Genomic DNA, 24,538 nt, shown 5'->3' with positions numbered 1-24,538 from the left:
CGCGTCGCTGCACAAACGACCGCACTACCGTTCGCCCACACGCGGCAGATTTGGATTCTCGGGCTGCGTGTAGCGCGCGCTGATCGCGGACAGCACGCGCGAGCGGCTCTCATCCGGCGACACCGATCCGTCCTGTTCGATCGCCCTCGTCTCGTTTGCCAGATCGGCATCGCCGATCACGCTTTCGAACCATTGCGAGTAGTCGCCACGCTGAAGGTGAAAGCGCCACGTCTCTTCGTCGACGCCTTCGGCAAGCTCGACAAACAGGATGAGATTGTGCGCGCGCAAGTTGAGCTTGCCGTGCGGCCCACGAAAGTAAAAGCTGCGCTCGGGAATCAGCAGGCCTTCCGCGTACTTCCGCAGATGACGGCGATGTTGTCCGCGCCCTTGCTCGATCGTCACCACGCGAGGCTCGCCTTGAGCCGGCTCCCAGAACAATGCTTCGCCGCGCTCGACACCCTTCGTCGGCACAATGGGCTGGTCGATCCCGACAGACGACGCGAACTCGTCGAGCTTGCTGGCGGCATCGTCGCCGAGCGCGATGACCACGTTTACATGCTTGAGCAGCGCCGGCGAAAGCGCCTCGGGATGCACGGTCACGACGAGCGCCGATTCGAGCGCATCAGGAACGGCTGCGCTCGCAGAAGCCCACGTGCGGGGAAAGAGATGATGCGCCTCATCGAAGACGAGCCAATGAGGCCGCCCTGTCCGCGCGCGCAGCGTTTGCAGCCTCGGCAGCAGCGCAGCGCAATATTGCGCGCGATCGCCGGGCGGCACGCGCATCATGTTGATCGCGACGGCGGGCTGGCGCGCGCCTTCGAGCAGTTGTAACGCCTCGTCTTCGGCGGGCGCGTGCTGCGCGTCGCCGACCACGGCCGTATGATCGTCGCTGCTGTAATCGCCTTCCGGATCGAAAATGCAAAGCTGATGCCCCGCGTCCGTGAGCCTTTCGAGCAGCGCCTCCGTCGTCGTCGATTTGCCTGATCCCGACGCGCCCGCCAGCAGCACGACGCTGCCGTATGCATCGATCGACACGACGGGCGCGACAGACGACTCGGGCGCCCCGCGACGCTGGCCGACAGTGAGCCTGCATTTGGCAAGCGACGATGCATGGCCGCGCAGATCGTCGGCGATCAGCGCATCGATCAGCGCGGCCACGCCCCGGCCGTCCGGCTGCGAAGTCACGAGATCCGCGTGCTGCTTCAACGCCGGCAGCGCGTTTTCCACCGCGACCGACATGCCGCACGCGCGAATCAACGCATGGTCGTTTTCGGCGTCCCCCACGCCGACGACGTTGAGCGGCGACAGCCGCAATGCCGCCAGCGCCGCCATCAAACCCGATGCCTTGCTGATACCGGGCTGAAGAATCATCACGGCATCGCCGTTGAACACGACGTTCAGTTCGAGGCCGAGATCGCGTATCGCTTCGAAAGCGATCTGTTCATTCGGCTTCATCGTCGCGACCAGCGTTTCGCTGACGCTGAAGTGCTCCAGTCCACGCTCGCGCAGCGCGTCGACGAACGCCTGCGTCGGCGCATCGGCCAGCAGCCGTTTGTCTTTCGTTGCGGGGTCGAACAGCACGCCGCCGTTTTCGGCGACCACGCGCGAGAACATGTCGAGGCGCGGACAGACCGTCATCAGGTCGTCGAGTTCGCGCCCAGTGACGAGAATCGGATAGCGGCCGGACTCGCGCAGCCTTTCGAGCGCGGCCCACGTGGCGTCAGCCACGCTGCCGTGTTCCGCGAGCGTATTGTCGTAGTCCGTCGCCAAAGCCAGATAACGCATGACACCTCCGCATCAGCGCGCGCAGGATCTGCGCTGCGCGTGGTCGACCAGCGTCGCGTAGACCTTCAGATACTCATCGGCCATACGCGATGCCGTAAAGCGCTTTTCGAATTCGGCGCGGCAGCGCGAGCGGTCGATTCCGTCGATCTTTCCGACGGCATCGACGGCTTCATCGACTGTCCCGACGACATAGCCCGTCACGCCGTCATCGATGATCTCGGGCACCGAGCCGCGCCCGAACGCAATCACGGGCGTGCCGCACGCCAGCGCTTCCGCCAGCACGAGCCCGAACGGCTCGGGCCAGTCGATCGGAAACAGCAGCGCGCGGGCATGCCCGAGAAAAGCGTTCTTGTCCGCGTCGTCGAGTTCGCCGCGATAGCACACGTGAGGTTGCCGCATCAGCGGCGCGATATCACGCTCGTAGTACGCGCGGTCGCCGTCATCGATTTTCGCGGCGATCTCGAGTCGCGCCTGAGCGCGCCCGGCGATTTCGATCGCAACATCGGGCCGCTTGGCGGGTGCGATACGTCCGACGAACGCGAGGTAGTCCGAAGGCGTTTCGCAGAACGTGAGCAACCCTGTCGGCAGGCCATGGTAAATCGTGCACTGCCACGCAAGGTTGGGCAAAGGCGCGCGCTGCGCGTCCGAAATCGACACGACGGGCATGTCGTCGAATTCGCGGTACATCGTTTCGAGGCCGGGCACGTCGAGGCGCCAGTGCAACGTCGTCAGTTGCGGGCAACACAGGCGCCGCGCGAAGGGAAAGCTCGCGTAGTCGGTATGAAAATGGACGATGTCGAATTCGTCGGACCGGTGCACGACCTGCTCGAGCATCGCGACATGAAAGGCCTGCGGGTCAGCCGTGTTTTCGATTTCACGCAACGGACGCGGATACACCGACACGAGGTCTGCCCCTGTGATTGAGTCGCCGCTTGCAAACAGCGTGACGTCGTGGCCACGCGCGACGAGTTCTTCCGTGAGCCACGAGACGACACGTTCGATGCCGCCATAAGCGACGGGCGGCACGCGTTCATAGAGTGTCGAGACTTGCGCGATACGCATCGCTTCATTTCCAGCATCATGATTGACGTGCGATGTAGCGAGCATCCGTTGTTCCCGACGCGCGCCGCGACGAGCCATACGGAACGGCGATTGCTGTCCGGCAACAGCCATCATCACACGAGCAGGCAAGACAATGCGTATAGCTCAGATTGCGCCGCTTTACGAACCGGTCCCGCCTCTCGCTTATGGAGCGACGGAGCGCATCGTCCACTACCTGACGGAGGAACTGGTTCGACGCGGGCACGACGTCACGCTGTTCGCCAGTGGCGATTCGCGCACGTCGGCGGCGCTGGTCGCCGGATGCGAGCGCGGCCTGTGGCGAGATTCGAGCGCGTGGGACACATCGTGTCATCACGTGCGTCAGCTCGAACAGGTTGCCCGCCACGCACGCGAGTTCGATATCCTGCACTTTCATGGCGAACCGATTCACTTCCCACTGATGCGCAGCCTCGGATGCAAACATGTCACCACGATGCATGGACTCATGCTCGCGCACGACCACGGTCCTTTGTTGCGCGAGTTCGCCGACGCGCCGCTCGTCGCCATTTCCGAAAGTCAACGCAAGCCGCTGCCCGAGGCCAACTGGGTCAGGACGATTCATCACGGCATTCCCGCCGACGCACTCCCATTCGACGACGCGCCGCGCGGCTACCTGCTGTTCCTCGGGCGGATCATGCCCGGCAAGCGCCCCGATCTGGCCATCGATATTGCGCGGCGCGCGCAGATGCCGCTCAAGATCGCAGGGGTGGTCCATCCTGGCGAGCGCGAGTATTTTCAGAAAACCATCAAGCCGCTGCTGCACCAGAACGCGGCCTTCGTCGACTATCTCGGCGAAGCGGGCGGACCAGCGCGCAGCCGTCTGCTTTCTCAGGCAAGCGCGCTGCTGCTTCCGCTCGAATGGGAAGAACCCTTCGGCCTCGTCGCGATCGAGGCGATGGCGTGTGGAACGCCCGTCATCGCGTTCAGGCGCGGCGCGATGACGGAGATCATCGAGGACAACGTGAGCGGCCGGCTCGTCGACGATATCGACGGCGCCGTTGCCGCAGCCGGACAGATTGGCTCAATCGATCGACGCGCTTGCCGCCGCGCATTCGAGTCCCGCTTCACCGCTGCTCGCATGGCAGACGATTACATCGAACTCTATACGAGCCTGTGTGGCGCACTGGCGCCTGCAACGCATGACCAGACGCGGCGTTACGCTCCCTCACTCGGATCGCCACACACACGCGGCGCCCACGCCAGAGCGCGCTAAAGAATCGGCGCCCCGCCCGTCACCGCGATCGTCGCGCCCGAGATATAGCTGGCTTCGTCGGAGGCGAGCATCACATACGCGGGCGCCAGTTCGGCCGGTTGCCCTGGCCGCTTCATCGGCACCTGCTTGCCGAAGCTCTCGACCTTGTCCTTCGGCATCGTCGATGGAATGAGCGGCGTCCAGATCGGCCCCGGCGCGACACAGTTCACGCGAATGCCCTGCTCGGCGAGCAACTGCGCAAGGCCGCCCGTGAAGTTCTGGATCGCGCCTTTCGTCGTTGCGTAGGCGAGGAGTCCCGGGTTGGGTTTATCCGCGTTGATCGACGTGGTGTTGATGATCGAGCCGCCCTGCTTCATATGCCGGACCGCCTTGCGCGAGATCCTGAACATCGCGCCGATGTTGGTGTCGAACGTGCGGTTCCATTCCTCGTCGCTGATGTCGTCCAGTGAGTCATACGTCATCTGATACGCGGCATTGTTGACGAGCACGTCCAGCTTGCCGAACTCCTTCACGGCCCGATCGACGATCTCGTCGCAATGACGTGGGTCGGTAATGTCGCCGCGCACGAGCACCGCGCGGCGCCCTGCTTTTTCGACCCAGCGTTTCGTCTCTTCGGCGTCTTCGTCTTCGTCGAGATAGGCGATCAGCACGTCGGCGCCCTCACGTGCAAACGCGATCGCGATCGCGCGGCCGATGCCGCTATCGCCGCCCGTGACGATCGCGGCTTTACCGGAAAGTCTTCCACTGCCTGCGTAACTTTCTTCTCCGTGGTCGGGCCGCGGTTGCATGGGCGCCGTGCGTCCAGGGACGCTCTGCTGCTGTTGTGACGGAAACGGTGGCGCGGGTTGCCTGATGTCGGTCATGACGTTCCTCTCGCGAGTGTTGTCGACGTGCCTGCATGGCTATCGGATACACGTGATGAGCAATGCGCCTGCCCGGCCCGGATGGGCGGCGCCGCTTCGACACGACGTTGGGGCACGAGGTCTGCTCTGTCATCGGGAATTCACGAGCCATCACACTGGGAGCCGATATGGCATGGAGCACCGCCTCCGCGAAGCAACGCAACGCAATGCCTTGTTCAATCGCGCCGAGGCACTCATGTTGATCGAAGCAGTGTGGTTCATGCTCGTCGGCGTGCTGCTGGTCGCAATTGCGCTCGGCCGTGGCCTGATCGCGCGTCTGCCGCTGAGCGGCGCAATGGTCTATCTCGGCGTCGGATTTCTGATCGGCGCGCAAGGCGCGGGATTGCTGTCCGTCTCGCTCGATGGCAATGTCCGGCTGCTGCGCCTCGTCACCGAGGTAGGGCTCGTCGTTTCGCTGTTTGCAATCGGCATGCACTTGCGCGTGCCACTCCGCGACCGGCTATGGAGGCTGCCGCTGCGGCTGGGTTTTCCGGCGATGCTCATCACCGTTGCGATCGTCGCTGCCGTGGCCGTGTGGGGACTGCATTTTCAGCTCGGGCCGGCGCTGCTTCTCGCCGCCGCGCTTGCGCCGACGGACCCGGTGCTCGCGAACGAACTGCGCGTCAGGGAGGCCGGCGACGACGAGCCGCTGCGATTCGCGCTATCCGGCGAAGGCGGCTGCAACGACGGCGCGGCCTACCCCGTTGCGCTTGCAGGCTTTGCGCTGTGCGGCATGTCGGACCTGGTCAGCAGGCAGCCCGCCGTATTCGCGCTCTCCGTCGTGTGGGGCATGGGCGGCGCAATATTGATCGGCTGGATCTGCGGGACGAGCATGGTGAAGCTCGTCACCTGGCTGCGCACGCGATACGGCGAAGCGATCGGCCTCGAAGGCTTTCTCGCACTCGGACTGATGGCGATATGCTACGGCGCCGCGCTCGTCGCGCACACGATTGCATTCATCGCCGTGTTCGTTGCGGGCGTCGCGCTGCGTCACGAAGAACTGAAAGCGACGGGCGACACGCCGCCATCCGAAGTGCTCGCCGATGTCGAACACGGCGAGAAACAGGCGGCCGCTACCGACCCCGAGCTTGCGCACGCGTACATGGCGGAGTCGATGATGGGCTTCACCGTCGAGATCGAGCGCATCGTCGAATTCGCGCTGATGCTGGCCATCGGCAGCGCGCTTTCGTCGCACTGGCGCGAAGTGCTCACGTGGCAGGCGATCTGGCCGGCGTTGCTGCTGCTCCTCGTGGCGCGGCCGATCGGCACGTCGATCGCGCTGCTCGGCGTGCGCGCGGACGGGTATCAACGGATTCTGATCGCGTGGATGGGCATCCGGGGCGTCGGCGCGTTCTACTATCTGCTGTTCGCGCTCGAACATGGAGGCAAGCTCGTCAGGCCACTCGTGCCCATCGTGCTCGCGACCGTGGCGCTGTCGGTCATCGTGCACGGGTCCAGCGCGACGCCTGCGCTGGAACGCTACGAACGCAGGCAGCAGCGGCGCGATTCAACGCCCGAAGAAGAAGCGCGGACACGGCCGCAATAGTCCTGGCCGGCAGGTACTCCGCGCTTCAACGCCCGGCGCGGACCCGAGGTTTCATAACGCCCTGCACGCTTCGGCGCATTTGCGGCATGCGTCGCTGCACGCCTGGCAATGTGCCGCCGGATGCCGCCCGCACTCGTCCGCGCACGCATCGCAAATGCGAGCGCACAACTGGCAGAATTCGCCAACGAATTGCGACTGCCGCGCGAGCGCCTCCGATGTGAACCGGCACAACGCCGCGCAATCCAGATCGAGGCGTATGCACTTTTCCATCTCCGGCAACGCGCCTTCCGCGATACACGCGGAGTAGCACGTCGCGCATGCCTCAGCACAGTCGTCCAACGCGTGAATGGTTTGCTCGAGTGTCATGGATTCTCCGTGGTCGAGTGGCCCTCGCTGCACGTGCAACGCGAACACACAGGTCAGCGCCGTTTAGTCTTCGTTGCCCACCGCCTTCGATACCTGGGCCGGGTTTGCATATTCTTCCTCCGGCAACGCAGCCAGCGCTTCCATCGCTTCCTCGTCAGCACCGTTTTGCTTCGCCGTATTCAGCAGATCTTTTTTGGCAGCGGGATAAGACGCACCTTTAAGCGCCTTTTGCACGTCGATGAACTTCCGGATGGCCGGATTTTTCGCATTCGATGTGGACATCACTCTCTCCGTTGAAGAATTGCTACAGCCGGAGTTGTGCATCCGACGTTCCAAGGCCCGCGCTTGCATCGCGGCCTTCTGGTTCACCGCAGCGCACGCGCGTACACCGCTTGTCGGCCTCACGCGGCGACGGCACGACGGTTGCTCAGTCCCTGTGAAGCGCACGCGCTAATGCGGCGCGGCCCCAAAAAGGAGATCCCTACCATGCTTTACTACGCTCTCGTTTTCTTCATCATCGCGATCATTGCCGCCGTCTTCGGATTCGGCGGGATCGCTGCGGGCGCGGCCAGCATCGCGAAGATCCTTTTCTTCATCTTCCTCGTGATCTTCATCGTGACGCTGCTGATGGGCGTCGTGCGGCGATAGCGTAACGGCAAGCGCAAGAAGCGGCGATGCGAACGCGTGAACGTTGTCGATCGGACGGCTCGCATCGCCGCCGCCACTTCGCATCAGGCGCGTCTATAAGATGCGTCCTTTTACACGCAGCGTTTACGCATCGTGCGGTGCAGTACGCCCGTGCTGCGGATCCGTTTCGACGGCGGCGCTCACGCGTCGCAGATCGTCGAGAAAACGCAATACGTGCTCGCGCGCGCCCTGTTCCCACACATCGGCGTGTCCCGCCCTATCGATCAGTTCGAGCCGGCGCGGCGCGCGGACAGCCGAATGGAGCCGCGCGAATTGCACAGGCGGAATGACCGCGTCGGCGAGGCCGCCGCATATCAGCACGGGCGCACGCACGCGGCCGATGCTGGCGAGGTTGTCATACCGGTCTCGCACCATGCCGCGCAACGCAAACAATGGAAAGCGCGCTCTCGCCACGTCGGCGATGCAGGTGAACGGCGCTTCGAGAATCAGCGCAGAAAGCGCTTCATATTCGGACGCCATTCGCACGGCGACACCCGTGCCGAGCGAAAACCCATGCACGGCGATCCTGCTCGCGCGCTGCGCGACGAAGTCGAGTGCTGCGCGGCCGTCCGCATACAGGCCTGCTTCGGACGGATGTCCCGGCGCGCCGCCATAGCCGCGATATTCGGCGAGATACACGCCATGCCCCGCCACGATCAGGTCATGTGCGATTTGCACGCGTTGCGACAGGTCTTCTCCGTTTCCATGAAACAGCACGACGGTGAATGCGTCGTGTTGGCTTGCGGGCGCATAACGGCCCGGCAGCACGAGACCGTCTGCCGTGCGCACGGTCACAGGCTCGATGTGGTCGGCAGCCGCGTTGCGCGCCACGCCTCGAATCTGTTCGAGCGGATAGACGAGTCGTCCCTGAAGCCAGAACAGCAGCGCGACGACGATCGCATAACCAGCGAGCACAATGGCAAGCAGCGACAGCAGAATCAGCCGCACCGTTTCGCTCATGCCGTCGCGCCCTGGATGGACGCGCGCTCGGCGCACTGCACGCGATGCGCCGCCCCATGCTGTTGAAGCAGCGCTTCGAAGCGCGCGCAGTGCAATGCAGGCGGTGTCGGAAATTGAGGATCGAGGCGCACGAGCGCGCGGCCGAAGCGCGCGAAGGTCGCGAAGTCACGCGGATAATGCGTCGTATCGACGCCTGCGAAGCGGCCCGCGCTCTTTGCCGTAGCGAGCAGCGCGCGCCAGCGATCGATGGGCGCATAGCCGATGCTCTCGACGCCATGCGAGAACAGCATCATGTCGATCTCGTCGAATGCGGGCTGCGTCTGCAGATAACGCTGCAACGCATCCGCCGAAGCTTCGACGCAGAACAGCAGCCAGAACGGCAGCGCGTGAAGACGCATCGTAGTGAGCGGCTCCATCAGCAGGAACGAATCGACGACGAGCCTGCGCGGAACGATGCCCGCATCGCGATACCAGTCGCGATATACGGCCGCCGTCACGAAGCTCAGGCTCTCGGGCTCCTCGTAGCGGATCTCGACGATGCGCCATCGCATCTGCGCAGCGAGCCATTCGATGTCGCGCATCAGCCGTTCGTCGAAGCCCCACTCGGCCTCGGGTGCGATGTCGTTGGGCGCGGGCGGCGTCCAGTGCGTGCGCTTGCTGCCGTAGCGCGCGAGGCTCGCTTTCACGGATGGGCCGCCGTGCAGGTACTCGTCCTCGGTCGCGCCGCCTGTCGCGCCGAACTGGTAGACCGAGCGCGAACTCGTGCGCGTGACGGGCCACGCGCGCGTGCATGCATTCACGTACAAGGTCCCGCCGGGCCGCAGGCTGCTCAGCAGAAACTCGCGATACGCGAGCGGCAGCGCGAGATGCTTCAGGCGGAAATAGTGCATCGAATGCAGCATCAGCCTGTCCTGATTCGGGTCCTGCATATGATGGACCGCGATGCGTTCGTCAGCGGCGAGCAACGCATCGACGATCGGGCGGCCTTCGTTGAAACCGCGCTGTGCGTCGTCGGGGTCGCGAAACGGTGCGCGCACGGGGCACAGGAACGTTTGCGGCAGCCACGGAATCCGCATCGCGGCCGCGAGATGAACGAGCGCGCCATTCGACGACCCGACAATGGCGGCATCGTATTGACGTTGAGGATACAGTCCCGTGAGCCATTCGGCGATACGCTCGATGTCCAGCTTGCGGACCTGACGCCGCCGTATCCCTTCCATCATGCCGCCGATGCTGTAGCAGCGTTCGCGGGCGCGCGGCGACAACCTGTTGACGGAGGACATCAGCCAGTCCTGCACGCGCGACTGGCTCGGACTCACGAACGGCTTGCCGTGCAGCGTCGAGGCGAGCGCCTGCGCCATGCCGGCCGCCGAATCGAAACGGGCAATGCCGCGCGGTGGCTTGTTCATGGTCGTGCGGCCTCGGTTGCAAGTGTGGGTGTGCCTGCCATCAGGAATGGCGCGACCGCCAGCGCAAACGCGTGCGGATAGACGTAGTTCAACGTGTGCGTGCCTCCCTCGATCACAGCAAGCGTTCCGCGCGGGACGAGCCGCGCGACGCAGGCCGCCCATTCGAGCGGCACCACGGCGTCGCGCGTGCCGGCGACGACGAGCGTCGGCGCAACAACATACGGCAGCCGCTCTTCGATCCTGTCGCGAATCAGGATACGCATCGTCGCGAACGCGCGCGGCAGGCCCGCCTTCGCGTAGTCGATGCGTCCCGTTGCGGCGGGCGAGCGCATCTGCTCACGCCGGCCATTGACGAGATCGCGATACACCTGCTTGATGAGCGTGCGAGCCTTGGGGTCGGTGGTCGGCCCTTGCAGGACGAGCCGGTCGACGACATCCGGATGCCGGCACGCAAGATCGGTGATGATCTGGCAGCCGAACGAATTGCCGACAAACGCCGCCCTTTCGACGCCGAGCGCCCGCAGCCAGTCGCGCAACGCGTCGGCGAGTTGCGCAAGCGACAACGTCCGCGCGTGGCTGCCGTCGATCAGACGGCTTTCGCCGAAACCCGGCAGGTCCGGCGCGAGCACGCGAAAGTGACGGCCCAGCGCGCCGGCAAGCGGCTCCATATAGCGGCTCGATATCACAAGGCCGTGGACCAGCACGACGGGCATCGTCTGCTGCGTCATGGGCGGCCCGGGATGCACGCGATGAAACATCCGGCAGCGGCCGACCTCCGTGTAGACGCCGCCGATGCCCGCGGCGCGGCTCGCCCCCGTCAGCGCGGGCGTGGCTTCGAGCCGGCGCCACGCGAGCGCGAGCCAGGCGCCGCCGAGCACGATGCAGACGGCCAGGCAAACAGGAAGAAGTTGCAACGTCGTGTCCGTTGAAAGGCAGTGGCGGCACGCGTCAGCGGCGCATGCATGCGCCCGTGCCGCATCGGGATCAATGATGGCAGCAATTGCCGTTCCTGCTGCAATGGGCGCGAGCAAGCGCGGTCCAGGTCACGGCGTCAAGCGTGCTGTCAGGAATCGACGCACAGGCCCAAGCGGTGTGGCCTGGAGCCAAACTTTCTGCTGGTTGCTATTTGTTAAGCCGCTAAAGCTGCGCTTCTATGGCGGCCTTGTCGATGACCGACCATACTTCCTTGATCTTGTCTGCGTGGAATTGATTGAACACGTTCTCGGCAAACGACACTCGCTTGCCATTCACGGGCAGCCCAAGAAATACGCCCATTGGCGCGCAATCGAATTGCAATCGGCTCGCGATAAAGGGCGGATCGCAGACCAGCAACTGAATGTTGAAGCAAAGATCCGGGATTGCCTCGAAGTCTCGCTCCAGCATCGTGCGATAACCCGACAAGCCGAGCCGTTTGCCATTGTGGATTGCGTCGTCATGAACGAACTGACCGAGGCCCGGCCAGTCCTGCCTGTTCAGGCATGCGATGTAATTCCGGTAGATGACGGGCAGACGCGTTTCGATCATGGCCATGTCTCCTTGCTCGTGCGAAGTCCCCGAGCAAGGAATCTTGCCGCCGTGCGTTGCCCGAATCAAGTGACGCGTTTTACGCACTCTCCAACTGCGCGAGAAGCGCATCGCAACTGCGCCGCATGTGTTCCGTCAGCCGTTCAGCAGGCTGCGGTCTCGCCAGCAGATAGCCCTGTCCCTGATGACAGCCCACCTCTTGCAGGAACGCGAGCTGTTCCTGCGTCTCCACGCCTTCCATCACCACGTCGAGACCGAGCGCGCGCCCCATCACGACGACGGCGCGGATGATCGCGCGATCCGGATTGTGCGCGTCGCTGCTGCCGAGAAACGAGCGGTCGATCTTCAGCGTATCGACGGGCAGATCCTTCAGATAGGCGAGCGACGAATAGCCCGTACCGAAGTCGTCGATCGCGAGGCTCACGCGCCGCGCGACCAGCTCGCGCAACAGCGTGCCGATCTCTTCGCGCGTATTCATCGCCATGCTCTCGATCAGTTCGAGCTGCAGGCGCTCGGGCGGCAGCGCCGTTTCGCTGAGAATGGCGGACAGGTCGCCGAGAAACTCGTCGGTAAAGCACTGGCGCGCCGACAGGTTCACGGCGATACGGCCGAACTCGATGCCCGCATCCAGCCACGCGCGCGCCTGCCGGCATGCCTCGCGCAGCACCCAGCGGCCGAGCGGCACGATCAGCGTCGACTGCTCGGCGATGCCGATGAATTCGCCGGGCGGCACGAGCCCGCGACGCGGGTGACGCCAGCGCAGCAGCGCTTCGACGCCGACAATGCGGCCGTTCGACAGGTCGTACTGCGGCTGGTAGTACAGGCAGAATTCGTTCTGCTCCAGCGCGCGGTGCAGCTCGCCGAGCGTCTCGAGCTGCGCAATGGCCGACGACGTCATGTTGCTCTCGAAGAACTGGAACACGTTGCGTCCGCGGCTCTTCGCGCCGTACATCGCCTGATCGGCGCGCAACATCAGTTGCTCGGCCTGCACGCCGTCGTCCGGATAGATGCTGATGCCGATGCTCGGCGTGGTGAAAATCTCGCGTCCGCCAAGGTCGATCGCCTGTCCCACCGAGTCGAGCAGCATCCCCGCAAGATGGCCCACGTCGCGGACATCGTTGAAGTCTTCGAGCACGAGCGCAAATTCATCGCCGCCGAGCCGCGCGACGGTATCGCTCTCTCGCAAACCGGTGCGCAGCCGTTCGGCCACCACTTTGAGCACCTTGTCGCCGGCGCTATGGCCGAGCGTGTCGTTCACCAGCTTGAAGCGGTCGAGGTCGAGACACATCACGGCGAACTTGCGTCTGCTGCGGCCCGCATGAATGATCGCCCGCTCGAGCCGCTCCTCGAACAGCACGCGATTCGCGAGCCCCGTCAATACATCGTGCGTCGCGAGGTAACGCAGCCGCTCTTCCGTCTGACGACGCTGCGTGATGTCGGAGAAGATGCCCGCGTAGTGCGAGATCTCGCCGTCGTTGCCGCGAATGCTCGTGATGGTCAGATACTCGAGATACAGCTCGCCGTTCTTGCGGCGGTTCCAGATCTCGCCTTGCCAATGTCCATCGGTTTCGAGCGATCGCCACAGCTCCGCATAGAAGCCGGGCGGCTGATGGCCCGAGTTCAGCAGGCTCGCGTCGCGCCCGAGCACCTCTTCTTGCGTATAGCCCGTGAGGCGCGTGAACGCCTGGTTCACGCGCTCGATCTTCGCGTTGCGGTCGGTCACCATGATGCCTTCGAGCGCCGACTCGAACACGCGATCCGCCATTCGCAGACTGAAGCGCGCCTGGCCGAGCGCCTCATCGCGCTCGCGCACGGCGTTTTGCAGCTCGCTGACGTACTCGTCCTCGATGTTCTGCAGGAGATCCTCGAAGCTGAGCAATCCGGCGAGCCGTCCGTCGCCGTCACACACGCCGACATGACGGATGTGCCGCTGCAGCATCAGGCGCTGCGCGGCGTACAGGCTCTGCGTCGCAGCAAGTGACTGCAACGGACGGCTCGCCTGATCGCCCACCACGCCGTCGAGCCGGTCGTTGACGATCAGACGCAACACGTCGCGCTCGGTCAGGATGCCGTGCCCGTGCCCGCCGTCGTCATACTCGACGACGACGGCATCGAGCTTGCGGGCCCGCATCTGCGCGATCGTGTCGTGCAGCCGCTGATGTGCCGGCACCACGACGTGCGGGTGTACGTGAATCGATTCGATCGGCTTCAGGCGCAGGAAAAATTCGGCGCCCTGGTTCACGATCACGTCCGTCTGCGTCAGCACGCCGATGCAGGCGCCGTCCCTGACCACGCCGAAGTGGCGAATGCCCGACTGCTTGAAACGGACGGCTGCTTCGCCGAGCGGCGTGCCCGCATCGAGCGTGAGTAGCGGCGCGCTCATCACGTCGCCGATCGGGCGATCGAGTGCATCGGCATCCTCGCCGGCGGCGAGCGCGTCCTGTTCCGTCCAGATGCCGACGGGTTGGCCGTCGTCGATCACGACGATTGAGCTGCAATGTTCCGCGAAGATGCGCCGCGCGACTTCGCGCACGGACGTGGCAGGCGTGCACGTCACCATCGGACGCGCAATGAGGCGTGAAACGGGAATGGCGTAACTGCTCGTGTTTATCATCGACTGGCTCAGAGCGGCGAACCTTCGCAGACGTCTGCATCACCTGCACGCCGGCAAAGCCGGACGGCCTCGCAGGTTCGCTGCTGCATCGACGGGGTCTGCGGACGCCTAAAGGAAATGACACTTCAACCCGTCTCTTGACGACAGGCCGGGTGCAAAACCTGAGTGGCGGAATGTCGCACCGTTCGACGAGCGATGTATCGAATACGCACGAGGCCGCGCTGTGCCGGCAGTGCTCCGGCACCACGGCCGGCAACGAAAACATGGAGACATTGGCGCAGCGCCCCGGAATCGCGCCGGGCACACGGCAGCCGCCGGGTCATGTCCGGCATACAGCCGATCTTGCCTTTTTGAATGTGGACTGTGCGTTAGCCGCTATGGTCATTGGCATTGCGTTCGTTGCGATTCGACGCGTTCTTTTTCAAATGGGTGCTTTTGTCTTTCCATCTGGCAAGCAGGTGTTTCTCGGCTGCAAGAATCGCCGAACCCGCTTTGTCAAAGACTCGTCGAAAAGTCGACAAGGATGAGTCCATTCGAGTCATCGTTTTCTCCCGTTTTCTCCTTATGAGGCGGCAAGAAGAGAACGCGCCTTTGTGCCCGTTTCATTGCAAGCCGCACAATGAAGAGTAGATAACGCATGGCAGCGACATTGGATTCGCCCGACCGCCCTGGCAAAAAAAATCTAGTCAAACGATCAGCTAGCGTCAATAACGGTCGGCGCATGAGCCGCCATGCGTTCTATCAATCGAAAATTATGATTCACTGCAACGGCGGAACGGCGCCCAGCTTCTCGGCGAGCATCCGTTCGTACACGCCGAAATGAAGATCGACTTCCTCTTGCGTGACAGCGTGGACATACAGGTTCACCTGCTCCGGTAACAGGCCCATGACCGTCGCGATCGCGCTCTCGAGTTGCGGCGCGCTGATGCGGTCTTCCAGCAGCGTCGTTCCTATCGTGATGTCGTAGGCCTTTTCATGCCTGAAGAGGATTTCGATGATGCGCGCGCGGGCGCTCATGTTGTTGTCGACGGCAAGCCGCGTCACTTCCGCGACCTGATGCATCAGTTCCGTCGGAAAGCCTTTTGTGGAGCGCAGTCTGATGCGATGCTTGCCAAGCGTTCTCCAGTCCGTATCGAATTCCACGGTCGTCTCCCAGTGAACATTGGTGCGCGGACTTTATGGGCGATCACGCGGATTTTCAAGGCCCAAATTCAAGGCTCAAAATTTTTCGCGCCGCCCCTTGAAATTGACAACGGGCATCCTATCTTTAGCATCGCTTAGGCAGTCGTTCGTGAACATTCCGTTCGCGGGCGCTGCGTGTTTCAACCTTGATTGTCCGCGGCATGGGACAACCGGACTGAAGCGCGTATGCCGGTTTGCTTCCTTGCCGCCCGAGGAGAAAGCGACCATGAGTGACGTTTACTTTGGGACCGACCTCTTCAGCGAACTGGACCGTCTGCAACGCCAGATGTCCAGCCTGTTCGGCGGCTTCCCGTCAAGCCTTCGTTCAAGCCGTTTCGGCACCTTCCCGCAGATCAACATCGGCACGACCGACGACTCGATCGAGATCGTTGCGTTTGCGCCGGGCGTCGATCCTTCGAAGCTCGAGATATCCGTCGACAAGGGCCTGCTGTCGATAGCCGGCCAACGAACGGCCCACGAAGAGCCGTCGACGGAAGGCGTGCGCCAGTATGCGCAGGAGCGCTTCAACGGCGCTTTCCGGCGGGTCATCGAGCTTCCGCAACAGGCCGATCCCGACAAGGTGCTGGCGCGCTACGTCGATGGCTGCCTGCTGGTTTCAGTCGGCAAGCGCGAGGCATCGCGGCCCCGTGCCATTACCGTCCAGTAATGAGGTGACATCATGAACGACAACACGCAACTCGCCCAACGCGATCAGAGCGCGATGACGCGCGCGGAATCGGACGAAGCACAGCGCCGCGTCACGCTGACGCCGGCAGTCGACATCTTCGAAGACAGTCATACCGTCACGCTGCTGGCCGATCTGCCGGGCGTGTCGAAAGAGAAGCTGGAGGTGAAGGTTCACGACGACAATCTGACTATCGAAGCCGAATCTGTCGTACCCGTGCCGCCGAACCTCGCGCTGTCGCACGCGGAGCTGCGCGCGCCCTACTTTTCGCGGCGCTTCACGGTCAGCGAAGACTTCGATACGTCGAAGATCGACGCCTCGCTGAAAGACGGCGTGCTCAAGCTGACGATCCCGCGTCATGAAGCGGCAAAGCCGCGCCGTGTCGACGTCAAGGTGGGCTGAGGCCAGGCGCGCGATCTGAAGATCAGATTTGCGCGGCGGGCTGGCAGCGCGCGGCTACGCGTGTTGCCAGCCCGCACGTCCGCCGCATCGACGCGGCATCAACGCGGCATCAACGCTGCACTTGAGCGATCAGATGATCAGACGGGAAATCTTCGAGCCTTCGAGCGACACGCCCGCCATCAATCCGCCATTCGTCAGCACGAAGGCTTCGACGGGGCTCGTTGCCGTCGATGTATCGACGTTGCCGTTCGCGCCGACCTTCAGCACCGCGACGGTCGCATCGACGCCCGCTGCCCAGCCCTGGCTGTGCGTGAAGCCGTTGAGCGCGTCGTCCGTCATGAACAGCATGATGATCGCCTTCGACTGCGCGCCGATCTGCAAGCCGAACGACGCCGCCGTGATGCTGTAGTAGCCCGACGTCTGTCCGCCGACGCGCAGCGCGCCCTGCCCGTACTGTCCGCCGAACCAGAAGCCCGCCGAGATCACCGAAGGAAACACGAGAATGCCGCGCGCCTTGTCGGCGAGTTCTCGCGAGCCGCCGATCGTGTTGAAAAGACGCGTGAGCGTCGCGTTGACGTCGGCGTCGATCGACTGGCGCTTGCCCGCGTTCGCTTCAGGCGTCGCGTCCGACGACGGCCCCGTGGTCGTGCAGCCCGCAAGCGACAGGCCGCTCGTGGCGACTGCGGCAGTGGTCATGGCGAGGAATCGGCGACGGCGCATTGTTTTCTCCCTTGTAAGTCCGAATTTTGTCGCGACGGCGGCACTGTCCTTGCGTTGGCAGAGGACGGCCCTAGCTGATGACACTGAATGCATCGCCGGAGTTCCATCTGGCAACTGCATGGGACAACTGCACCTGGCACACCTGCTCGGGCACCTGAATTGCGCGCCATCGAAAGCCGCCATGGCTGCACATTGCCCGAGCGTGATCATCGTTTCGCGCCAGTTGGCGCGCAGTGCGGAACCCCGCATTCCGCGAGCGCGCCACTCGCGACTTTTTTATTCGGCTTTAATGCAGATCGCGCTACGCTAGTGATCGTGTCGAGGTCTGGAGAGACGGCATGACGAAGACAAGTGCCATTCTGCGCGCGATTTTCGGCGTCCATCGCGTCCGTGCGGATGCTGTGCGGCGGCACGCGGCCGGGCGCAGCGTGATGATGCGCGTGACGCTCGACGCACAGCACGTCACGCCCTTGCGGCGCGCGCTCACCCGCGACTGCGCGGGCCAGCCCTGGACGATCCGTATCGCGACATTGCCGCATACCGATCGCGTGCAACTGTCGCTGTATCTGCCGAAGGACGCCGTCAACGGCGCCATCGCGCAGGTGACGCGCATCGCACCCGCCGCGCAATTCGGCCACCTGTTCGAGATTCCCGAAACGCCGACGGACGGCTGGCGCGATCTGTTGCGCGCGACGTCCTGGACGCACGCGGCCAACGCGCTGCGTGCAGCAAGGCAGCCCGCCAGCGACGACGTCGAGTCGCTCGACCGTCTGCTGAATCCCGGCAACGTGCTGCTCGATGCGAGCATCGCGGATCGCGCCGCACTCTTCGCACGGCTCGGCGAGCTTTGCGAAACGCGCTACGGCGTACGGGCGGATGAAGTGGTCGCGGGACTGGACGCGCGCGAAGCACTGGGCTCGACGGGTCTCGGACAAGGCGTGGCCGTGCCGCACACCCAGATCGCGGGCCTGCGCAACGCGGTCGTCGTGTATGTGCGCCCCGCCGTGCCGTTCGACTTCGACGCGCCCGATGCGAAGGCCGTCAGCGACGTCATCGCGCTGCTCGTGCCCGAAGGCGCGAACACGACGCACCTGAACCTGCTCGCCGACGTCGCGCAGCGCTTTTGCGATCAGCACTTTCGCGAGCGTCTGCGCGCATGTGGCAGCCCGAGCGAGGTTTGCCGCCTGTTCGGCAGCGATGCCGAAGGCGACGGCACGCTCACGCCGTCGTTGACGCCGATGCAGCGTCCCACTGGCAGCAACGGTGCATCAGGGGCGCGTCTGGGGGCGTAGCGCCGGCGCGTGGCCTTTGCGCGCCTGCATTGTGGGCTGCGCGTCGACGGCATTCATTCCCAACGTCCTTCGTGGCGGCTTTGCGCCGCTGCGACGCGCAATGTTTCCTGCGTGCGTCTGAACACTCGCGGCGGCACGCTCGGCGAATCTTCCGCGAGCCTGTCGAGCGTCTCGCGGACCGCGCTCACATAGAGGCCGTCGCGCGAGCCGGGATCGCCGGCGTAGATCGCTTCCAGCTGGCGCCGCACGGCGCCATAACGCGCGCCCGCCGAGCGATGTTCTTCGGCCCGTTCTGCGTAGCGCATGAACGTCTGCAACGCCGCCGACACGGCCGCCGCAATGCTCACCATGCCGACCACGAGCCGCGCCCAAGGCGAGTCCGCCGACGCCACCAGCGACAGAAAAACCGTCGTGCCGACCACCGCCGAAACGGCCGTCACGCCGATGCCGAACAGGCGGTTCCGCGCGGCCAGCAGATCGGCCATGTCGTAATGGCTCTTCTGCGATTCGCGCGCGCGGCGTATCCATTTCAGCAGCAGCTCGTCTTCGTTGACGGGCGGCCTGTACTCGGCCTGCGCGTCCGAACCGGCTTTCGCTTGCGTATCGACCATCGTCATGCCTGCCGCCTTTCTTCGACAAGGAAAGTCCAGCATAGCATCGTGCGCTGCGGCATGGTCCTTGCGCGCTGCGCATGCATTGACGTCGCATCGATGTCGCATCGATGTCGCCTCGGCCTCGTGCCGACCGCATGCGGGGCGCAAAACGCGGAGTTCACACAGGCGCGGCGGACACGGTACGATGACGGGATTCGTAGGAGCAAGTGATGCCTGTGTACGACTATGAGTGCGCCGACTGTGGCGCGTTTGAAGCAGTGCGGCGTATCGCGCAGCGCGACGAAGCAGCCGACTGTCCCCGTTGCGGGAGCCCCGCCGAGCGCGTGCGGATCGGCGCGCCCGCGCTGCTCGGCGGCTCGTCGGCGTCGGCGTCGGGCAGCGCCGCGTCCGATGGCGAGGGCGGCTACGGCATGCGGCATCGCGGCTGCACCTGCTGCCCGTGAGCTTATGAGCGGCACGCGAACGGGCCGCGCCTTATCCGCCTTATCTGTGCCATCGGTCGATAGGCGCCGACGTCAACCATCACGACAGAAGGACGTGTCATGCCGCTTCGCCTGCCTCCGCTGAACTCGCTGCGTTTCTTCGAGTCGGCGGCGCGGCACGGCAGTTTCAAGCTCGCGGCCGCCGAACTCAACGTGACGCCAAGCGCCGTCAGCCACGGCATCGTCGCGCTCGAAGAAACGCTTGGCGTCGCCCTCTTCGTGCGCGAGCCGCGCAAGCTGTCGCTGACGCCCGCAGGCGAGCTGTATTTTCCGTACATCGCCGAAGCGTTCTCGCTGATCGCGCTCGGGACGCAGCGGCTGCCCGACAGCCGCACGCACCCGACGATCTCCGTGAGCTGCGCGCCGACGCTCGCCGTCCGCTGGCTCGTGCCGCGCCTGCACGACTTTCGCGCGCGCTGGCCGGGCATCGACGTGTCCGTCGACACATCGCGGCGCCAGGTCGGCTTTCCCATCGACGGCTTCGACTTCGGCATCCGACTGAGCCGTGGCCCTGTTCCGGGCAGCGACTGGAGCCGGCTGTTCGGCGAGCGGCTCGTGCCCGTTTGCAGCACGGCCTATCGCGCGACGCTCGTCGATGCGCACGGCCATGTCGATCTGCGCCGCGCGACGCTGATTCACGTCGATACCGCGAGCGAGGACTGGCAGGCATGGCTGGACGGCGCCGGCATCGCCGACGTCGACGCATCGCCCGGCCTGCGCTTCGACACGATCCAGCTCGCGCTCGAAGCGGCGTCGACAGGCATGGGCGTCGCGATCGGCCGCCGGCCGCTGGTGAACCGCGAGCTCGATGCGGGCACGCTCGTCGAAGCCGCCGCGCCGACCGTCGAAGCGAAGACCGCGTACTGGCTCGTCCGCGCCGAGGGCGCCGACGAGCGGCCCGATCTGCAGGCGTTCAAGCGCTGGCTGCTTAAAGAAGCGCAGGCGTTCGACGATCAGCATCCCGTCGACGAAACGCCCGCGTCCGCGGTTGCCGCGTCGCGTTAGCACGATTGGCTCTTTGCGACGCTCTCAACGCTGGCGGGGTCGTTCGCCATGAGTGAATTCTGTTCATCTGTCGCCGAAAACTTTTCGTTTGTCGCGTGGCCGCGCTGCTGCGACGATGGCCGCGAGGAGGAAACGAACCATGTCGACGGCCAAACCCGCTCATGCAACAACTCATTCAACAACTCTGGCAACAACCCTGAAGAACCCGACGTTCCATGTGATCGTCGCCGCCGCGCTGATCCTGAGCGCCGCGATGGGCATCCGGCAGACGTTCGGCCTCTTTATCGGGCCGTTTTCGTATGACCGCGGCCTGCCCGTCACGCTGATCGCCTTCGCGATCGCGCTGCACAATCTCGTCTGGGGCTTCGCGCAGCCGTTCGCGGGCGCGGCCGCCGACCGCTACGGCGCGGCCCCCGTCGTCGCGTTCGGCGCCACCACGTTCGCGGCAGGCCTCGCGCTCGCAGCGGGCGCGCCGTCGGGGCTCGCGCTCATTGCGGGTCTCGGGCTGCTGGTCGGCATCGGCGTCAGCTGCACGACGTTCGGCGTCGTGCTGACGTCCGTCGGACGCGTCGCGTCGGCCGAGCAGCGCAGCATGGCGATGGGCATCGCGAGCGCGGGCGGCTCGCTCGGGCAGGTGCTGATGGTGCCGTTCGCGCAGACGCTGCGCGAAACGTCGGGCGTATCGACGTCGCTCTTCGCGCTTGCGTTTCTGATGCTGATCGCCGCGCCGCTCGGCATCGTGCTCGATCGCCGGGGCCGAGGCGCGGACATGTCGCATGCAGTGGCGTCACATGCAGCGGTGTCGGCGCCCGCGACGTCGCTGCGCGAGACGCTCGCGCACGCGACGCGCCATCGCGGCTACCGGCTGTTGACGCTCGGCTTCTTTACGTGCGGTTTCCAGCTCGCATTCATCGCGACGCATCTGCCCGGATACCTCACGTTGTGCCATATGCCGATGGGACTCGGCGCCACCGCGCTCGCGCTGATCGGGCTTTTCAACATGGCGGGCAGCTGGGCATGCGGCTGGCTCGGCGGGCGCTTGCGTCAGCAGCACGTGCTCGGCTGGCTGTACCTGATTCGCGGCGCGACGATCGCCTCGTTTTTCCTGCTGCCGAAATCGACGCTCTCGGTCGTGCTGTTCGCGGCCGTGATGGGCCTCACATGGCTCGGCACGGTGCCGCTGACGAGCGGATTGATCGCAAAGGTGTTCGGCACGCGGCATCTGGGGACGCTGTTCGGCGTCGTGTTCCTGAGCCATCAGCTCGGTTCGTTTCTCGGCGCGTGGCTCGGCGGCTTCGTGTTCGACATGACGGGCTCGTATTCGCTGATCTGGGGCGCGACGGCGCTGGCGGGACTGTTCGCGGCGCTGCTGCATTTCCCCATCGACGATACGGTTCATGCGAGCGGCGCGTCCGTCGAAACGGCGCGCGCCTGACGTGAAAGTGCCGTGATGCGCCGGCGGGCTTCAGGTCTTCGGCGTATCGCCGAGCATGACTGTCCAGCCGAGCCCGCGCACGTTGCGGATCACCGACTGGCCGAACTTCTTGCGCACGGAATGGATGAGCACATCGACGGCGTTGCTCTCGACTTCCTTGCCCCAGCCGTACAACTTGTCTTCGAGCTGATCGCGCGACAGGATCGTGCCGGGCCGTTCGAGGAACGCGAGCATCAGCGCGAACTCGCGCGCCGACAGCACCGACGACACGCCGTTGCAGCACAGCGTGCGCTTGTCGAGATCGAGGCTCAGCGCGTCGTCGCCGAGCCGCGACGATGCATAGCCCGCCTTGCGGCGCAGCACGGCGCGGATGCGCGCGAGCAGTTCGGGAACGTCGAAGGGTTTGAGCATGTAGTCGTCGGCGCCCACGTCGAGGCCTTGAACGCGTGCCTCGAGATCGTCGCGCGCGGTGAGGATCAGCACAGGCACCGTGTTGCCCGCCGCGCGCGCCGACTTTAGCAATTCGATGCCGCCCATGCCGGGCAAGCCGAGATCGAGCAGGACGACCGTGTATTCGGCGGCCGCGATGGCCGCGCTGCCCGCCTTGCCGTCGCGTACCCAGTCGACGCTGTAATCGGCGTCCTGAAGCGCGCGCAACAGACTCTGGCCGATCTGCAGATCGTCTTCAACCAGTAGCACTCGCATGATGTCGTATCCACAGCAACGAAGCGTTGTCGTTGGCTGCGGCGCGAGGACCGTTCGCGGCGGGGCGACTCGCGCCCAGGCGGCGAATTGTGATTCCAGGCCGTAGCCCGCCGGTGCGAACCCGCTATCGCACATCGGCCACAACGCATGATAGCCGAGTTGTTTCCGTCGTTTGGCTTGCGTCGTTCGCCTGCGTCGTTTGCTTGCGTTGATACACCAGACGTCGCGCAGGTTTCCGCGGTGGTGAAGGCGAAAAAAAGCCGACCGCTCGCGCAGTCGGCAGAAAGATCCTGGCGCGCTGGTCGCCATGCCAGAACCAGAGGGGCCTGCTCCAACGGTTCCATCATGGGCGCGTAAAGTTAGCAAACGATGAGCAAATGCGAATGAGCCCCGCGCGTGAGCGCAAACGCTCAGGGCACGGCGTCGAATCCGATCGAAGCGACGATGCCCGACTGTCCATCCGTACGATTGCGCAAGTTCGCCGCGCCGCCATAGCGGTTCACGATTGCCTGCACGATCGACAGCCCCAGTCCGCTGCCTTCTATCTGCGCATTCGCGCGAAAGAAGCGGTCGAACACGCGCGGCAGCAGCGCCTCGTCGATGCCTGGCCCCGTGTCCACCACTTCGATCCACACCATGCCATCGCGCGCGTGCACGCTCAGATCGACTTTGCCGCCATCTGGCGTGTAGCGGATCGCATTGCTCACGAGGTTGCGCAGCGCAATGCCGATGTCGGCTTCGTTTGCGCGCACATGCGCGCTCGCCATTTCGTCGGCGCCGATATCGATGCCGCGCTTCATTGCAATCGGCAGCACTTCGGCCACGGCATCGACGACCACTTTCGTCACGTCGACGCGCGTCAGCGTATCGGGCTGCAGCGCCGCATCGGCGCGTGCGAGCCGCAGCAGTTGAGCGATCAGTCTGCCGCTGCGCCGTATCCCGCTTTGCAGCTCGCGAAAACGCGCCTGATTTCCGGGCGCGATATGTGGCTGCAGATTGTCGGCCTGCAACTGCAACGCGGTGAGCGGCGTGCGCAACTCGTGCGCGGCATCGGAGATGAACTTTCTTTCGCCTTCGATCGATTGAGCGAGACGCTCGAACATCTTGTTGATCGAAACAATGAAGGGGCGTATTTCGGTCGGCACGCCCGATGTCGACAGCTGCTCGAAATGCGTCATGTCGATCGCCTGCACCTGGGCGCCGAGACGCGTCAGACGGCGCAGCGCGCGCCGCACGACCAGCAGCACGGCGAGCCACACGAGCGGCACGAGCACGATCATCGGCCAGAGCGTGTTGATCGAGCGAGCCTGCGCCAGCTCATGCCGCACGCGCGAGCGCTGCGCGACCTGGACGACCATGCCCGGCTCTCGCAGCGTGTAGATGCGCCAGCTCTCACCGCCGACGTCCGTCGTCAGAAAGCCCGCTTCAGCATCGCGCGGCAACGCAAGCGCGGGTTCCGTCGAACGGTAGGGCGTTTCGATGTCGTCTTTCCAGACGGTGACGACGATATCGCGCTCGGGCTGCGAACCCCGCGCGGGTATCGCGGGCAGCGACTCGGCAAGACCGCTGCTATAGAGGCGCGTCGCCGCCTGTTCGAGTCGCAGGTCGAGCAGCGCGCTCATGCCCGCCTTGGACAATTGATATGAACTGACGCCCTGCACCACGCCGACGATGCTCACCAGCACACACAAGGCGAGCACGAGCTGATTTCTTAACGACCGGATCTTGGGCATGGACATGGTTATGAAGCGTGCCGTCCGAAGAGCGTTGTGCGTGCAGCTTTTGCAGCTTGAAAGCGACGGCGCACGCGCGAGAGACGCGCGCGCTTCGTCGTTGGGAGCCGATTCTACACCGCGCTACAGGCCCTTTTCGTTCTCAAAGCAGCGATGCGGACGCGCCGATCGCGCCG

The 24,538-nt window shown here is 64.5% G+C and carries 25 protein-coding genes; 10 read left to right on the top strand and 15 right to left on the bottom strand.

The genetic code is table 11. The features are described from left to right. Positions 1-24 precede the first annotated feature (24 nt). Both BMW76_RS12055 and BMW76_RS12050 read right to left on the bottom strand, forming a co-directional pair. Positions 25-1,785: an HAD family hydrolase gene (locus tag BMW76_RS12055; RefSeq protein ID WP_090865357.1), complete on the bottom strand. Its 1,761-nt coding sequence runs from the start codon at positions 1,783-1,785 to the stop codon at positions 25-27. 12 nt (positions 1,786-1,797) lie between these two features. Then, complete coding sequence (locus tag BMW76_RS12050) at positions 1,798-2,847, bottom strand: glycosyltransferase family 4 protein (RefSeq protein WP_090865356.1); 1,050 nt, start codon at positions 2,845-2,847, stop codon at positions 1,798-1,800. Between the two features lie 133 nt (positions 2,848-2,980). Between BMW76_RS12050 and BMW76_RS12045 the strand changes: the two genes are divergently transcribed. Continuing rightward, positions 2,981-4,099, top strand: coding sequence for a glycosyltransferase family 4 protein (locus tag BMW76_RS12045; RefSeq protein ID WP_090865355.1), 1,119 nt, complete (start codon positions 2,981-2,983; stop codon positions 4,097-4,099). On the opposite strand, the gene BMW76_RS12040 is transcribed toward BMW76_RS12045, so the two are convergent. After that, complete coding sequence (locus BMW76_RS12040; protein WP_090865354.1) at positions 4,096-4,962, bottom strand: SDR family oxidoreductase; 867 nt, start codon at positions 4,960-4,962, stop codon at positions 4,096-4,098. The two genes, BMW76_RS12045 and BMW76_RS12040, sit on opposite strands and share 4 nt — an antisense overlap. Before the next feature lie 235 nt (positions 4,963-5,197). Here BMW76_RS12040 and BMW76_RS12035 point away from each other — a divergent pair, with 235 nt between their 5' ends. Next, positions 5,198-6,547, top strand: a complete 1,350-nt coding sequence (locus BMW76_RS12035; protein WP_090865457.1) for a cation:proton antiporter — start codon at positions 5,198-5,200, stop codon at positions 6,545-6,547. A 51-nt stretch (positions 6,548-6,598) separates the two neighbouring features. On the opposite strand, the gene BMW76_RS12030 is transcribed toward BMW76_RS12035, so the two are convergent. Together BMW76_RS12030 and BMW76_RS12025 are read right to left on the bottom strand one after the other, a co-directional pair. Further along, positions 6,599-6,817: a four-helix bundle copper-binding protein gene (locus BMW76_RS12030; protein WP_407668948.1), complete on the bottom strand. Its 219-nt coding sequence runs from the start codon at positions 6,815-6,817 to the stop codon at positions 6,599-6,601. A gap of 159 nt (positions 6,818-6,976) precedes the next feature. After that, positions 6,977-7,195 carry a DUF2795 domain-containing protein gene (locus BMW76_RS12025; protein WP_090865352.1) on the bottom strand — a complete coding sequence of 73 codons (219 nt, stop codon included), beginning with the start codon at positions 7,193-7,195 and terminating at the stop codon, positions 6,977-6,979. Between the two features lie 204 nt (positions 7,196-7,399). On the opposite strand from BMW76_RS12025, the gene BMW76_RS12020 reads away from it, so the two are divergent. After that, on the top strand, positions 7,400-7,561 hold the full coding sequence (locus tag BMW76_RS12020) for a DUF1328 domain-containing protein (RefSeq protein WP_087739237.1): 162 nt from the start codon (positions 7,400-7,402) through the stop codon (positions 7,559-7,561). 123 nt (positions 7,562-7,684) lie between these two features. Here BMW76_RS12020 and BMW76_RS12015 read toward each other — a convergent pair whose 3' ends face one another. The 5 genes from BMW76_RS12015 to BMW76_RS11995 all read right to left on the bottom strand — a co-directional run bounded on the left by BMW76_RS12015 (position 7,685) and on the right by BMW76_RS11995 (position 14,107). Continuing rightward, complete coding sequence (locus BMW76_RS12015) at positions 7,685-8,560, bottom strand: alpha/beta hydrolase (RefSeq protein ID WP_090865351.1); 876 nt, start codon at positions 8,558-8,560, stop codon at positions 7,685-7,687. Further along, complete coding sequence (locus BMW76_RS12010; protein ID WP_090865350.1) at positions 8,557-9,969, bottom strand: hypothetical protein; 1,413 nt, start codon at positions 9,967-9,969, stop codon at positions 8,557-8,559. Before BMW76_RS12010 ends, BMW76_RS12015 begins: the two co-directional genes overlap by 4 nt. Further along, the gene (locus BMW76_RS12005; protein WP_090865456.1) at positions 9,966-10,883 is read right to left on the bottom strand and encodes an alpha/beta fold hydrolase; all 918 of its coding nucleotides are present in this window, start codon (positions 10,881-10,883) and stop codon (positions 9,966-9,968) included. The genes BMW76_RS12010 and BMW76_RS12005 overlap by 4 nt, the downstream gene beginning before the upstream one ends. Before the next feature lie 223 nt (positions 10,884-11,106). Next, on the bottom strand, positions 11,107-11,493 hold the full coding sequence (locus tag BMW76_RS12000) for an ester cyclase (protein ID WP_090865349.1): 387 nt from the start codon (positions 11,491-11,493) through the stop codon (positions 11,107-11,109). Between the two features lie 79 nt (positions 11,494-11,572). Further along, on the bottom strand, positions 11,573-14,107 hold the full coding sequence (locus tag BMW76_RS11995) for an EAL domain-containing protein (RefSeq protein WP_407668939.1): 2,535 nt from the start codon (positions 14,105-14,107) through the stop codon (positions 11,573-11,575). Between the two features lie 173 nt (positions 14,108-14,280). On the opposite strand from BMW76_RS11995, the gene BMW76_RS11990 reads away from it, so the two are divergent. After that, positions 14,281-14,634, top strand: coding sequence for a hypothetical protein (locus BMW76_RS11990; RefSeq protein WP_090865348.1), 354 nt, complete (start codon positions 14,281-14,283; stop codon positions 14,632-14,634). A 232-nt stretch (positions 14,635-14,866) separates the two neighbouring features. On the opposite strand, the gene BMW76_RS11985 is transcribed toward BMW76_RS11990, so the two are convergent. Next, positions 14,867-15,250, bottom strand: a complete 384-nt coding sequence (locus BMW76_RS11985) for a hypothetical protein (RefSeq protein WP_090865347.1) — start codon at positions 15,248-15,250, stop codon at positions 14,867-14,869. Positions 15,251-15,515: 265 nt separating this feature from the next. Here BMW76_RS11985 and BMW76_RS11980 point away from each other — a divergent pair, with 265 nt between their 5' ends. Next, positions 15,516-15,956, top strand: coding sequence for an Hsp20/alpha crystallin family protein (locus BMW76_RS11980; protein ID WP_090865346.1), 441 nt, complete (start codon positions 15,516-15,518; stop codon positions 15,954-15,956). Positions 15,957-15,968: 12 nt separating this feature from the next. Continuing rightward, positions 15,969-16,376 carry an Hsp20/alpha crystallin family protein gene (locus BMW76_RS11975; protein ID WP_090865345.1) on the top strand — a complete coding sequence of 136 codons (408 nt, stop codon included), beginning with the start codon at positions 15,969-15,971 and terminating at the stop codon, positions 16,374-16,376. A gap of 129 nt (positions 16,377-16,505) precedes the next feature. On the opposite strand, the gene BMW76_RS11970 is transcribed toward BMW76_RS11975, so the two are convergent. After that, the gene (locus BMW76_RS11970) at positions 16,506-17,096 is read right to left on the bottom strand and encodes a BPSL1445 family SYLF domain-containing lipoprotein (RefSeq protein WP_090865344.1); all 591 of its coding nucleotides are present in this window, start codon (positions 17,094-17,096) and stop codon (positions 16,506-16,508) included. Positions 17,097-17,434: 338 nt separating this feature from the next. Between BMW76_RS11970 and BMW76_RS11965 the strand changes: the two genes are divergently transcribed. After that, entirely contained in the window at positions 17,435-18,388 is a 954-nt protein-coding gene (locus BMW76_RS11965; protein ID WP_090865343.1) for a PTS sugar transporter subunit IIA, read from the top strand. 53 nt (positions 18,389-18,441) lie between these two features. Here BMW76_RS11965 and BMW76_RS11960 read toward each other — a convergent pair whose 3' ends face one another. After that, positions 18,442-19,005, bottom strand: coding sequence for an SLATT domain-containing protein (locus BMW76_RS11960; protein WP_090865342.1), 564 nt, complete (start codon positions 19,003-19,005; stop codon positions 18,442-18,444). 206 nt (positions 19,006-19,211) lie between these two features. Between BMW76_RS11960 and BMW76_RS11955 the strand changes: the two genes are divergently transcribed. From BMW76_RS11955 to BMW76_RS11945, 3 genes are all read left to right on the top strand, one after another. Then, positions 19,212-19,445, top strand: a complete 234-nt coding sequence (locus tag BMW76_RS11955; RefSeq protein WP_090865341.1) for an FmdB family zinc ribbon protein — start codon at positions 19,212-19,214, stop codon at positions 19,443-19,445. A 99-nt stretch (positions 19,446-19,544) separates the two neighbouring features. Beyond that, on the top strand, positions 19,545-20,489 hold the full coding sequence (gene gcvA / locus BMW76_RS11950) for a transcriptional regulator GcvA (RefSeq protein ID WP_090865340.1): 945 nt from the start codon (positions 19,545-19,547) through the stop codon (positions 20,487-20,489). A 139-nt stretch (positions 20,490-20,628) separates the two neighbouring features. Continuing rightward, complete coding sequence (locus tag BMW76_RS11945) at positions 20,629-21,924, top strand: MFS transporter (protein ID WP_090865339.1); 1,296 nt, start codon at positions 20,629-20,631, stop codon at positions 21,922-21,924. A 30-nt stretch (positions 21,925-21,954) separates the two neighbouring features. Here the strand turns inward: BMW76_RS11945 and BMW76_RS11940 are convergent, their stop codons facing one another. Both BMW76_RS11940 and BMW76_RS11935 read right to left on the bottom strand, forming a co-directional pair. After that, on the bottom strand, positions 21,955-22,629 hold the full coding sequence (locus BMW76_RS11940) for a response regulator transcription factor (protein WP_090865338.1): 675 nt from the start codon (positions 22,627-22,629) through the stop codon (positions 21,955-21,957). 410 nt (positions 22,630-23,039) lie between these two features. Then, complete coding sequence (locus BMW76_RS11935; RefSeq protein WP_090865337.1) at positions 23,040-24,368, bottom strand: sensor histidine kinase; 1,329 nt, start codon at positions 24,366-24,368, stop codon at positions 23,040-23,042. Positions 24,369-24,538: the final 170 nt, after the last annotated feature.

This window comes from Paraburkholderia diazotrophica, from assembly GCF_900108945.1.
Classification (GTDB): Bacteria; Pseudomonadota; Gammaproteobacteria; order Burkholderiales; family Burkholderiaceae; genus Paraburkholderia; species Paraburkholderia diazotrophica.
Note: the sequence above shows the minus strand (reverse complement) of the source record. Positions and strands in the feature narration are given on the sequence as shown.